Annotated in this window: 10 protein-coding genes; 5 read left to right on the plus strand and 5 right to left on the minus strand. The window is 61.9% G+C overall.

What is annotated here, in order from left to right:
• Nucleotides 1–108: 108 nt before the first annotated feature.
• The 3 genes from KKQ10_RS06665 to gcvH all read left to right on the plus strand — a co-directional run bounded on the left by KKQ10_RS06665 (nt 109) and on the right by gcvH (nt 3396).
• Nucleotides 109–1725, plus strand: a complete 1617-nt coding sequence (locus KKQ10_RS06665) for an ABC transporter permease (protein WP_215500601.1) — start codon at nt 109–111, stop codon at nt 1723–1725.
• 156 nt (nt 1726–1881) lie between these two features.
• On the plus strand, nt 1882–2964 hold the full coding sequence (gene gcvT, locus KKQ10_RS06670) for a glycine cleavage system aminomethyltransferase GcvT (protein ID WP_215500602.1): 1083 nt from the start codon (nt 1882–1884) through the stop codon (nt 2962–2964).
• Nucleotides 2965–3012: 48 nt separating this feature from the next.
• The gene (gcvH, locus tag KKQ10_RS06675) at nt 3013–3396 is read left to right on the plus strand and encodes a glycine cleavage system protein GcvH (protein WP_215500603.1); all 384 of its coding nucleotides are present in this window, start codon (nt 3013–3015) and stop codon (nt 3394–3396) included.
• Between the two features lie 99 nt (nt 3397–3495).
• Here the strand turns inward: gcvH and KKQ10_RS06680 are convergent, their stop codons facing one another.
• The gene (locus KKQ10_RS06680) at nt 3496–4635 is read right to left on the minus strand and encodes a DegT/DnrJ/EryC1/StrS family aminotransferase (RefSeq protein ID WP_127648003.1); all 1140 of its coding nucleotides are present in this window, start codon (nt 4633–4635) and stop codon (nt 3496–3498) included.
• 156 nt (nt 4636–4791) lie between these two features.
• Here KKQ10_RS06680 and gcvP point away from each other — a divergent pair, with 156 nt between their 5' ends.
• A complete protein-coding gene (gcvP, locus tag KKQ10_RS06685; RefSeq protein WP_215500604.1) occupies nt 4792–7665 on the plus strand; it encodes an aminomethyl-transferring glycine dehydrogenase in 2874 nt (957 codons plus the stop codon).
• Between the two features lie 188 nt (nt 7666–7853).
• Here gcvP and KKQ10_RS06690 read toward each other — a convergent pair whose 3' ends face one another.
• The 3 genes from KKQ10_RS06690 to KKQ10_RS06700 form a co-directional block, all read right to left on the minus strand.
• The gene (locus KKQ10_RS06690; RefSeq protein WP_169843014.1) at nt 7854–8174 is read right to left on the minus strand and encodes a DUF2388 domain-containing protein; all 321 of its coding nucleotides are present in this window, start codon (nt 8172–8174) and stop codon (nt 7854–7856) included.
• A 66-nt stretch (nt 8175–8240) separates the two neighbouring features.
• Nucleotides 8241–10025, minus strand: a complete 1785-nt coding sequence (gene tfpB / locus KKQ10_RS06695) for a type IV pilus assembly ATPase TfpB (RefSeq protein WP_215500605.1) — start codon at nt 10023–10025, stop codon at nt 8241–8243.
• Nucleotides 10026–10115: 90 nt separating this feature from the next.
• The gene (locus KKQ10_RS06700; RefSeq protein WP_215500606.1) at nt 10116–10454 is read right to left on the minus strand and encodes an ACT-like domain-containing protein; all 339 of its coding nucleotides are present in this window, start codon (nt 10452–10454) and stop codon (nt 10116–10118) included.
• A gap of 126 nt (nt 10455–10580) precedes the next feature.
• Between KKQ10_RS06700 and KKQ10_RS06705 the strand changes: the two genes are divergently transcribed.
• Nucleotides 10581–11051 carry an Lrp/AsnC family transcriptional regulator gene (locus tag KKQ10_RS06705; RefSeq protein WP_127647999.1) on the plus strand — a complete coding sequence of 157 codons (471 nt, stop codon included), beginning with the start codon at nt 10581–10583 and terminating at the stop codon, nt 11049–11051.
• An 88-nt stretch (nt 11052–11139) separates the two neighbouring features.
• Here KKQ10_RS06705 and KKQ10_RS06710 read toward each other — a convergent pair whose 3' ends face one another.
• Entirely contained in the window at nt 11140–12510 is a 1371-nt protein-coding gene (locus KKQ10_RS06710; protein ID WP_127647998.1) for a CYTH domain-containing protein, read from the minus strand.
• Nucleotides 12511–12574 lie beyond the last annotated feature (64 nt).

The following is a 12574-nucleotide window of genomic DNA, read 5'->3' on the forward strand; positions in this document are numbered from 1 at the left end:
CGCAGCCTTCGGCAGCTCCTGCATGAGATCACTTGTAGGAGCTGCCGAAGGCTGCGATCTTTTTTGCTTTTTTCCTAAACTCCACGATTTTCCCGCGAGACCTTCGAAGTGGCCCACCCCGCCCAACGCCGCTGGTACCCCATCGTCTTCGCCATTGCCGCGTTGGTGCTGTTGCCCCTGAGCGTGCTGCTGCTCTCATGGCAAACCATCGATCAGCAGATCTGGTCGCACCTGTGGGAAACCCAGATGCCGCGTCTGCTGGGCAACACACTCACGCTGGTGCTGGGTGTGGGCGTTGGCGTGACGCTGCTCGGCGTCAGTCTGGCGTGGCTCACCAGTCTCTGCGAGTTCCCCGGGCGGCGCTGGCTCGACTGGGCGCTGATGTTGCCCTTTGCGATTCCGGCCTATGTGCTGGCGTTCGTCTTCGTCGGTCTGCTCGACTTTGCCGGCCCCGTGCAAACCCTGTTGCGTGAGTGGTTCGGCAGCGGCCTGCGTCTGCCGCGAGTGCGCTCCACCGGCGGGGTGATTGTGGTGCTGGTGCTGGTGTTTTATCCCTACGTCTACCTGCTGGCACGCACCGCGTTTCTCGCGCAGGGCAAAGGCCTGATGGAAGCGGCGCGGGTGCTCGGGCAATCGCCATGGCAAGCGTTCTGGCGGGTGGCGTTGCCAATGGCGCGTCCGGCGATTGGCGCCGGTGTGGCGCTGGCGCTGATGGAGACCCTGGCGGATTTCGGCGCGGTGTCGGTGTTCAATTTCGACACCTTCACCACCGCGATCTACAAGACCTGGTACGGCTTCTTCAGTTTGCCCAGCGCCGCGCAACTGGCGAGTCTGTTGCTGCTGGTGGTGATGCTGGTGCTCTATGGCGAACGGCGCGCGCGCGGTGCCAACCGGGCGAGCAACGAGCGACCACGGGTCAAGGCGTTGTATCACCTGCGCGGGTTCAAGGCGTTCGCGGCGACTGGCTGGTGCGCATTGGTGTTCGCCTGTGCGTTCGTGATTCCGCTGCTGCAGTTGATCGTATGGTTCTGGCAGCGCGGGCGCTTCGATCTCGATGAGCGTTACGCCGGGTTGATCCTGCACACCCTGTACCTGGGGGGCATGGCGGCGTTGATCACCGTCAGCGTCGCGTTGCTGCTGGCCTTCGCCCGACGCCTGGCGCCGACCCGGGCGATCAGTTCCGGCGTCAGCCTGGCCAATCTCGGTTACGCGTTGCCGGGCTCGGTGCTGGCGGTGTCGATCATGCTTGCCTTCAGCTATCTCGACCGCGAACTGGTGATCCCACTGTCGGGCTGGCTCGGGGGGGCCGGCAAGCCGCTGCTGCTGGGCAGTCTGGCGGCGTTGCTGATGGCCTATCTGGTGCGCTTCATTGCCGTGGCCTACGGGCCGCTGGAAAACAGTCTGGCGCGTATACGGCCGTCTTTGCCTGAAGCGGCACGTAGCCTGGGTGTCAGTGGGCCGCGACTGTTTTTCAAAGTGTATCTGCCGCTGTTGCTGCCCGGCACGCTGAGCGCGGCGTTGCTGGTGTTCGTCGATGTGCTCAAGGAAATGCCCGCGACCCTGCTGATGCGCCCGTTTGGCTGGGACACGCTGGCGGTGCGGATCTTTGAAATGACCAGCGAGGGCGAGTGGGCGCGGGCGTCGCTACCGGCGCTGACCCTGGTGTTGGTCGGTTTATTGCCGGTCATCGGCCTGATCCGCCGCTCGGCGCATCGAAACACTTAGTAGTGAGTCCTGAATCATGCGGCTACAATGCGCGGCATTCGGTGCGGTTCGTCTGACAGACCCGTTCGCTGAAATCGGCTGAAAGCCTTCTATTTCGCGGCTTTCACCCCGTACAGCGGCTGTCCGCACCTTCGCCACGCCCGGAAGGAGAAACCCATGGGACAGCGTACGCCTCTGTATGACCTGCATCTCGCCCTCGGCGCGAAGATGGTCGATTTTGGCGGTTGGGACATGCCACTGCATTACGGTTCGCAGGTCGAGGAACACCACGAGGTGCGTCGCGATTGCGGGATCTTCGATGTTTCCCACATGACCGTGATCGATGTCACCGGTGCCCAGGCCAAGGCCTGGCTTCAGCATTTGCTGGCCAATGACGTCGAGCGTCTGCACCGCCCTGGCCGCGCGCTCTACAGCACGATGCTCAACGAGCGCGGCGGCATCGTCGACGACATGATCGTCTATCGCCTCGAAGACCGTTATCGGCTGGTGTTCAACGCCTCCACCCGTGATCAGGATCTGGCGTGGATGCAGGCGCATGTCGCCGGTTACGACGTGCAACTGCACGAGCGTCAGGATCTGGCGATGCTCGCCATTCAAGGCCCGCAGGCCCGGCACAAGATCGCCGAGCTGGTGACCCAGTCCCGCGCCACGCTGATCCAGCACCTCAAACCGTTCGAAGCCGAAGTCGATGGCGACTGGTTCATCGCCCGCACCGGTTACACCGGCGAGGACGGTCTGGAAATCGCCCTGCCGGCCGATCAGGCTCCGGGTTTCTTCAACGATCTGGTGGGCGCCGGCATTTCGCCGATCGGCCTCGGCGCCCGCGACACGCTGCGGGTTGAAGCCGGGATGAACCTCTACGGCCAGGACATTCATCAAGATGTCTCGCCGCTGGCGTCCAATATGGCCTGGAGCATTGCCTGGGAGCCGGCTTCGCGCCAGTTCATCGGTCGTGCAGCGCTGGAAGCGGAAAAAGCCGCCGGCGTTGCGCACAAACTGGTGGGCCTGGTGCTTGAGGAACGGGGTGTTTTACGTGCCCATCAGGTGGTTCGTATCGCCGATGTTGGCGAAGGAGAGATCACCAGTGGTAGTTTCTCTCCTACGCTAAGCAAATCGATTGCCCTGGCGCGTGTACCGATGGCCACAGCCGACCGCGCCGAAGTGGAAATCCGAGGCAAGTGGTATCCGGTACGAGTGGTCAAACCGACCTTCGTGCGCCATGGCAAAACCTTGATCTAACCTTTTCCGGCGGGCGTGACCGCTGACAATTTCTTGAGGACACCGAGCATGAGCAATATCCCCGCTGAACTGCGTTTTGCCGAAAGTCATGAGTGGGCGCGTCTGGAAGCCGACGGCACCGTTACCGTGGGCATCAGTGATCACGCGCAGGAAGCGCTGGGCGATGTGGTGTTCGTCGAGTTGACTGAAGTGGGCAAGGTGTTTGCGGCCAATGAGGCGGCTGGTGTGGTCGAGTCGGTGAAAGCGGCGTCCGATATCTACTCCCCGATTGCCGGTGAAGTGATCGCCGTCAACGAAGAGCTGAGCGGTTCGCCGGAACTGCTGAACTCCGACCCGTACGGTGCGTGGATCTTCAAGCTCAAACCAGCCAACGCTGCTGATCTGGACACGCTGCTCGACGCTGCCGCCTACCAGAAAAGCATCGGCGAGTAATCCTCGCTCTCTGTAGGAGCTGCCGCAGGCTGCGATCTTTTGCTCTTGTCTTTAAGGGCAAAGTCAAAAGATCGCAGCCTGTGGCAGCTCCTGCATTGATCAGGGCTTCAATACGGCTTTGACTGCCGCCACCGAACGCTCAACGTCGTCCTTGGTCATGGTGGTGAACATCGGCAGCGACACGATCAAGCGTCCAACGCGCTCAGCCACCGGCAGCATGCCTTCCTTGAAACCGCGCTCGCGGTACAGGCTGAGTAAATGGATCGGCGGGTAGTGATAGCCGATGCCGATGCCTTTGGCCTGCATCTGCTCCATGAACGTGGCCCGCGCCGGCAAACCGTCCTTGCGCTCCGGCAGCACCAGCTGGAACAGGTGCCAGTTGCTGTTGGTGAAGTCCGCTGGCGGCAGCTGGGCACCATAGGTCGCTTCAAAGTCATCGCCAAAACATTTGAAGTAGTGACGGGCCAGTTCCTGGCGATGGGCAGTCAGCGCTTCGATGTGGGCAAATTGCCCCAAGCCGATGGTCGCGGCGACGTCGGTCATGTTGAACTTGCCGCCGAGCACATCAACGTCCAGCCCGTCGAAGCCGTTGCGGGTCACGCCTTGCAGACGGTACTTCTCCGCCAGCCGTGCTTCTTCCGGGGTGTTCAGCACCAGGCAACCGCCCTCGGAGCAGGTCACGTTCTTGTTGGCCTGGAAGCTGAACGACACGAAATCACCGGTGGCGCCGATGCGCTGGCCGTTCCAGCTCGAACCCAGGGCCTGGGCGGCGTCTTCGACAATGCGCAGATTGTGTTTGCGCGCGATGGCGTACAGCCGATCCATGTCCACCGGCAGGCCGGCGAGGTACACCGGAATCACCGCTTTGGTGCGCGGGGTGATCGCCGCTTCCAGTTGGTCCAGGTCGATGTTGCGGGTCACCGGGTCGATGTCGGCGAACACCGGGGTGGCGCCGACTTCGAGAATCACGTTGGCGGTGGCGACCCAGGAGATTGGCGTGGTGATCACTTCGTCACCCGGCCCGATGCCGGCGATGCGCAAGGCGATTTCCATGGTGCAGGTGCCGGAGTTGAACGTGCGCACCGGGCGCCCGCCAAAGTATTCCGACAGCTGTGCTTCAAAGGCCTGGACCTTCGGCCCGCTGGTGATCCAGCCGGAGCGCAGCACATCGCCGACGGCGGCAATCGTGGCTTCATCGATGACAGGTTTGGAAAACGGCAGGAACGGCAGTTGGCTCATGAGGATTCGATCATCCGAAAGTTGGGCGCCTGATGCAGGCGCTACAGCATGCCCCGGAACGTCCTGTGCCGCCAAGCCGTGCGCGTCGGTATCGGCTGCTATGCTGGTTTGACCGTGTTGCATTGACGCCGAGCGCCAGTCAAAAGAGAGCCCGTCATGTCCCAGTTGCCATCCTTGAGCCAGTTACGCGACCCCGAAGCCTTCCTGCGCCGCCATTTGGGCCCCGACGCCGCCGAACAGCAGGCGATGCTCGACAGCCTCGGTCTCGGCAGCCGGGTCGAACTGATCGAGCAGACGGTGCCTCCGGGCATTCGCCTGAACCGGGCGCTGGATTTGCCGTCAGCCCTTGATGAACAGGCGGCGCTGGCCAAGCTGCGCGGTTATGCCGAGCAGAATCAGCTGTGGACCAGCCTGATCGGCATGGGCTACCACGGAACGCTGACGCCGACCGTCATCCTGCGCAACGTGCTGGAAAATCCTGGCTGGTACACCGCTTACACCCCGTATCAACCGGAAATCGCCCAAGGCCGTCTCGAAGCGCTGCTCAACTTCCAGCAATTGACCATCGACCTCACCGGGCTTGAGCTGGCCAACGCCTCGTTGCTCGACGAAGCCACCGCCGCTGCTGAAGCCATGGCGCTGGCCAAACGCGTGGCAAAGTCGAAGAGCAATCTGTTTTTCGTCGACGAAAACTGCCATCCGCAAACCATTTCGGTGGTGCAGACCCGCGCCGAAGGTTTCGGTTTTGAGCTGATCATCGACGCTGTGGATAACCTCAAGCAGCATCAGGTGTTCGGCGCACTGCTGCAGTATCCCGACACCCACGGCGAGATCCGTGATCTGCGACCGGTCATTGATCAACTGCACGCGCAGCAGGCGCTGGCCTGTGTGGCGACGGATCTGTTGAGCCTGTTGTTGCTGACGCCGCCGGGTGAACTGGGCGCGGATGTGGTGTTTGGTTCGTCGCAGCGCTTCGGCGTGCCCATGGGATACGGCGGCCCGCACGCAGCGTTCTTTGCCAGCCGTGACGAATACAAACGGGCGATTCCCGGGCGGATCATCGGCGTGTCGAAAGATGCCCGCGGCAACGTCGCGTTGCGCATGGCCCTGCAAACCCGCGAGCAACACATTCGTCGGGAGAAGGCCAACTCGAACATCTGCACCGCGCAGGTGCTGTTGGCGAATATCGCCAGTTTCTACGCGGTGTACCACGGGCCGGAAGGCTTGAAACGGATAGCGCAGCGGGTGCACCGGTTGACCTGCATTCTGGCGACGGGCCTTGAGCGCCATGGTATCCAGCGGGTCAACGAACAGTTTTTCGACACCCTGACCCTCGACGTCGGTGGCGCGCAGAGCGCGATCATCGACAGCGCCAAGGCCGCGCAGATCAACCTGCGTATTCTCGGGCGCGGTCGAGCGGGGCTTAGCCTCGATGAAACCAGCGATGAAAGCACAGTGGCCAGGTTGTTTGACGTGTTGCTGGGTGCCGATCATGGCTTGAGCGTTGAGCAACTCGATGCGGAAGCACTGGTGTCAGGCATCCCCGATAACCTCCAGCGCAAGACGCCTTACCTGCGCCATCCGGTATTCAATGCCCATCACAGCGAAACCGAGATGCTGCGCTACCTCAAGCAGCTGGAGAACAAGGATCTGGCGCTCAACCAGTCGATGATCCCGCTGGGCTCCTGCACCATGAAACTCAACGCCACCAGCGAAATGATTCCGATCACCTGGCCGCAGTTCGCCAATCTGCACCCGTTCGCGCCGCGGGAGCAGGCGCTCGGTTACACCTTGATGATCGAAGAGCTGGAGCGCTGGTTGTGCGCGATCACCGGGTTCGATGCGATCTGCATGCAGCCCAACTCCGGAGCCCAGGGCGAGTACGCCGGGCTGCTGGCGATTCGCAAATATCACGAGAGCCGGCATCAGGGCGCGCGGGACATTTGCCTGATTCCGTCCTCGGCTCACGGCACCAACCCGGCCTCGGCGCAGATGGCCGGGATGCGCGTGGTGATCGTCGAATGCGACGAAGCCGGCAACGTCGATCTGGATGACCTGAAAACCAAGGCCGCCGAGGCGGGGGACAAGTTGTCGTGCCTGATGGCGACCTATCCATCGACTCACGGTGTATACGAGGAGGGTATCAGCGACATCTGCGAAGTTATCCACAAGCACGGCGGGCAGGTGTACATGGACGGTGCCAACCTCAATGCGCAAGTCGGGCTGGCGCGGCCGGCGGACATCGGCGCCGACGTGTCGCACATGAACCTGCACAAGACCTTTTGCATTCCCCATGGTGGCGGCGGACCGGGCATGGGGCCGATCGGCATTCGCGCGCACCTGGCGCCGTTCGTTGCCAATCACCCGGTGGTGCCGATCGACGGCCCGCTACCGCAGAACGGCGCGGTCAGTGCGGCGCCGTGGGGCAGCGCGAGCATCTTGCCGATCAGCTGGATGTACATCGCGATGATGGGGCCGCAGTTGGCGGATGCCAGCGAGGTGGCAATCCTTGCGGCCAACTATCTGGCCCAGCATTTATCCGGTGCATTCCCGGTGCTGTACACCGGGCGCAACGGGCGGGTGGCCCATGAATGCATTCTCGACCTGCGGCCGTTGAAGGCGCAGACCGGGATCAGCGAAGAGGACGTCGCCAAGCGTCTGATGGACTACGGCTTTCACGCGCCGACCATGTCATTCCCGGTGCCGGGGACATTGATGGTCGAGCCGACCGAAAGCGAGTCCAAGGCTGAACTGGACCGCTTTATTGGCGCCATGCTGAGCATCCGCGCAGAGATCACCGAAGTGCAGAACGGCAACTGGCCGGCGGAAGACAACCCGCTCAAGCGTGCGCCGCATACCTTGGCGGATGTCACCGGGGTCTGGGAGCGGCCGTACAGCATTGAACAGGGCGTCACCCCGGATGCGCACACCAAGGCGCATAAATACTGGCCGGCAGTGAACCGGGTGGATAACGTCTATGGGGATCGCAATCTGTTTTGCGCGTGTGTGCCGGTGGATGATTACCGCTGATCTCCCTGTACACCCGATTCATTGTAGGAGTGAGCCTGCTCGCGATAGCGGTGCATCAGTCACCGAATCCGTTGTCTGGAGTACGGCTATCGCGAGCAGGCTCACTCCTACAGAGGGGCCTTAGTGAGTCAGGAATCACGGGTAAAAAAATGCCGCTCATCTGAGCGGCATTTTTGTGTACAGAAGGCTTACTCGGACGCTACCGCGTTCTTCGCCAGAATCGCATTCGCCAGTTCCATGTCCGTGGCCTGCAGGCCCGGGTTGTCGGCGCGGACTTTCTGCATCGCTGCTTCCAGGTACGGCCCACGGATGCCGCCATCGCTGGCGACGAAGCTGCCGGCATCGTCCTGTGCGGCAACGATCAGCTTGTGATCCTTGAAGGTCAGGTAGGTCGAACCGGTGGTGGCGCCGGACGAAATGACGTTACGCCAAAAGCTGTCGGCCATCGCTGAACCAACGGGAAGGGACAGCAAGGCAAGGGTGGCGACAGCAAGTTTGAGACGCATGATTGAATGACTCCTGGGGGTTAACTACGGCCTTGGATTGCGATTTCCCCGATCCGGTTCCGTAGTGGCCTATTTCTGCTCGCTTTGCGGTGTTACCCGCAGCACTTCTTCAAGGGTTGTCAGCCCCGCCGCGACCTTCTGCGCACCCGACAGGCGCAGGCTGCGCATGCCTTCCTTGAAGGCTTGCCGGCGGATGGCGGTGAGGTCGGTGTCCGGGGAGATGAGCGCTTTGAGGTTGTCGCTCAACTGCATGATTTCGTAGACCCCGGCGCGCCCGTGATAACCGGTGTCGCGGCACTCCAGGCAACCAATCGCCCGTTGCGCGTTGCCCGGCAGTGGCGCTTGCCACGGGCGTGTCAGGGTTTGCCAGTCTTCCTCTTCCAGCGTCAGCGGGGCCTTGCAGTGCGGGCACAGCGTGCGCACCAGACGCTGGGCCATGACCCCGAGCACCGTGGCCTTGATCAGATAGTGCGGCACGCCGAGTTCCAGCAGACGGCTGATGGCGCTGGGCGCATCGTTGGTGTGCAGGGTCGACAGCACCAGGTGGCCGGTGAGTGCGGCCTGAATCGCCATTTCGGCGGTCTCCAGATCGCGGATCTCGCCGATCATGATGATGTCAGGGTCCTGTCGCATCAGCGCGCGCACCCCGGCGGCGAAGCTCAGGTCGATGTTGTGCTGGACCTGCATCTGGTTGAACGCCGGCTCGACCATTTCGATCGGGTCTTCGATGGTGCAGAGGTTGATCTCCGGCGTCGCCAGCTTCTTCAGGGTGGTGTAGAGCGTGGTGGTCTTGCCCGAACCGGTCGGTCCGGTGACCAGAATGATGCCGTTGGGCTGGCGGGTCATGTCCTGCCAGCGGCGCAGGTCGTCGGCGGAGAAGCCTAACTGATCGAAGTCCTTGAGCAGCACTTCCGGGTCAAAAATACGCATGACCATTTTTTCGCCAAACGCGGTGGGCAGCGTAGATAGCCGCAGCTCCACCTCGCCGCCGTCGGGGGTCTTGGTCTTGACCCGGCCGTCCTGAGGTTTGCGCTTTTCGGCGACATTCATCCGGCCGAGGCTTTTCAGGCGGCTGACGATCGCCATGGTCACCTGCGGCGGAAATTGATAGACGTTGTGCAGCACGCCGTCGATGCGAAAGCGCACCGTGCCCTGTTCGCGGCGCGGTTCGATGTGGATATCGCTGGCGCGCTGCTGGAAGGCGTACTGGAACAGCCAATCGACGATGTTGACGATGTGCGCATCGTTGGCATCCGGCTCCTGATCGCTGGCGCCGAGGTTGAGCAGTTGTTCGAAGTTACCGAGGTTGCCGCTTTGCTGATCGGCATTGTTGGCACCGCTGACCGATTTGGCGAGACGGAAGAATTCGACGCTGAAACGCTGGATGTCCACCGGGTTGGCGACGACTCGTTTGATCGGCAGCTTGAGCACATGGGTCAGGTCAGCCTCCCAACCGGTGACGTAGGGCTGGGCGCTGGCCACGACCACGGCGTCGCGGTCGACCGCCACTGCGAGAATCTTGTGTCGCTGGGCAAAGGCGTAAGACATCAGCGGAGTGATCGCGGCGACGTTGATCTTCAACGGGTCGATGCGCAGGTACGGCTGGCCGGCCTGCTGGGCCAGCCACAGGGTCAGGCTTTCCAGGTCCAGGTGTTTGCCCGGACGGCTGAGGTCGTCCAGTTGCTGGCTGGCGATGAACTCCAGCGGATGCTGCTGGCCGTGGGTCGCGTGGCGGCGGCGGGCGTTGAGCGCCTGCTCCGCCGAGTCCTGGCTGATGAAGCCCTGGGCGACCAGTTCACGCAACACATCGTTGAGATCCAGCCAGCGGTCCTGAGTGGCGAGTTGAACGGACATGCGGGCTCCTTTTGAACGACAGTTCGCAAAGGATAGTCGTGGCCCCGCAGACCGTTGGGCCACTACCCGACGAAGCCGTTGCCGGATTTGTCAGCCAGCCGCTTGCGCGGGCGCATCCCACGCCGCGTCGGCGTTTTGCAGAGTTACCGAGCAGACGCTGATCAGGTTACGAAGTTTTTCCGCGATCACCTGGGCGCGATGCCAGCTCAGGCCACCCATGACAATGTCGATCGACAGCAGATCGTCGAGCCGTTGCGCATTGACCTGCTCCGGTGTGAGGAACTGCAAGGCGAACAGGTTCAACACCCGCACCAACAGATCCGGTTCAGCTTCGGCAAGAATCTGATACTGCGCCAGGCAATGGGCGTTGCTGACGTTCCAGACATCGGCGCGGGTCGGGGCGCTGTTCACGGCTTCAAGGTGCGGCATGGCAAGTCTCCAAAATCACTGGAGAAATTTTTACATTCGGTGTCGGGCATTTCTTGGCTAAGATCGGTGTTATTGGCGGTTGATCGACTGGATCAATTCGCAGGATCTTATATTTGAGGTTTTTCTATGCATAGCGAACTGGACGCCTACGACCGCAGGATACTCGCCCTGCTGCAAGAGGACGCATCGCTGTCCAGCGCACAGATCGCCGAGCAGGTGGGTTTGTCGCAATCGCCGTGCTGGCGGCGAATTCAGCGGATGAAGGAGGAGGGGATCATTCGTGGTCAGGTGACCTTGCTCGATCGCAAGAAGATCGGCCTGAACACGCAGATCTTCGCCGAAATCAAACTCAACGCCCACGGGCGTTCGAATTTCACCGAATTCACCGAGGCGATTCGCGGCTTTCCGGAGGTGCTGGAGTGTTATGTGCTGATGGGCGCGGTGGACTTTCTGTTGCGCATTGTCGCGGCGGACATCGAGGCGTATGAGCGATTCTTCTTCGAGAAGCTGTCGCTGGTGCCGGGGATTCAGGAAGTGAACTCGATTGTGGCGTTGTCGGAGATCAAATCCACGACCAGTTTGCCGGTCATGCGCTAAAGCAAAAGATCGCAGCCTTCGGCAGCGCCTACATGAGACAGGCGTACACCCTGCAGGAGCTGCCGAAGGCTGCGATCTTTTAGCGGTATTACATACGCAGGAGCATTTTCCAGGCACGGTTCTGGTAAACCGCAATCGCCTGCTGCTTGCGTGCATCGAGCAGTTCGTCAGTGATCGTCGGTTCGTTGGCCAGTTGCGCCAGTTTGTTCAGCTCGCCGTACAGGCGGTCCATTTCCGGGATCTCCAGCACGTTGCGCGCGTGGTGCAGCCAGACCTGGATGCGTTCGATGCGTGGCAGTTGCTCGGCCAGATCTTCCGGTTGCTGCTGATAGCGCTGCAATTGCAGGGACGTGGCTTCTTCGCCCAACAGCCGCGGCAACCAGCTGTGCAGCTGCGCGGCGCCCTGGCGATTGCCGCGGGTGTTGCGCTCGGCGGTCCAGGTGCGGGCCAGCAGCCAGCGCGACGCGGTCAGCGAGAACAGGCCCCAGCGTGGATCTTCCAGCTCTTCGAGGAATTGCTCCGGCGCAGCTTTGCGCACGTCTTCGTCCTCGATGCCGACCTGAACCAGCGGGCGCCAGTCTTCGAGCAATGCATCGAGTGCCACGCGCAAGTCGTGAGTCGCCGGACGCGGTGCGGCCTGGCCGAGGCTGCTGAGCAGGGCGCGCATTTCCGCGAGGTTTTCGACCCAGTCCTGCAGCAGGCGCCAGTGACCGTTGAAACGGTACTGTTCAGCCAGACGCTGACTGCTGCCGAGCAAGTGCCAGCCAAGGGCGGCGAAAGCATCGTCCAGTTGAGTTTCCGGGGTCAGTTGTGGCGCCGGCAGGCTCAGCGAGTAGCTGTTGGCGTCGTACAGACGGTAGCCGCGTTCAGCCTTGCTGATGTCGCACGGCATCAGGGCCAGGGTCTCGGCCAGTTCGGCAGCCAGTTCCAGCAGCGCGGCCGGCTCGCCTTCGCGCAGTTCCAGTTCCAGCTCGCAGATCTCTTCTTTCTGCTTGCCGACCACCACGTGACCGAGGTCCAGTGCGGCTTCGATGACCACTTTGGCCTTGCCGCGGCCCCAGGCGATTTCTGCGCGCTCGCGGACGAAATCGGTGGTGAAGATCGGCTTCAGGGTTTTCTTGTCCAGCTCGGCCAGCGACTCGGGCCAGCATTCGCCGTCGAGTTTCTTCACGTCGAGCTTGGCTTTGGGCAACTTCCAGTCGTACTCGTTACGCTCGGACAGACCGGCAACGCTCTGGCCGCGGGTCTTGAGGGTCTGAATCACTTCGTCACCGTCCTTGCGCAGGCGCAGGGCAACTTTGGCCTGGGCCAGATCGCGCTCGGGGGTGTCGAAGTACTGGTTCATCAACTCACGGCGTTCCCAGCCATTTTTGTTGCGTTTTTTCAGTAGCGGGTGCTCGCGCAGGGCGGCGAGGGTTTCGCGGCTGACGCGGAGTTTGATTTCGGTTTCTTTCTGCATGGCCGGAAAATCCAGGATCGGGAGCGCAGCCGGGGGAATGTGTGGCTGCCAAGGCCGTGCAGTG

Source organism: Pseudomonas sp. MG-9 (assembly GCF_018729515.1).
Classification (GTDB): domain Bacteria; phylum Pseudomonadota; class Gammaproteobacteria; order Pseudomonadales; family Pseudomonadaceae; genus Aquipseudomonas; species Aquipseudomonas serboccidentalis.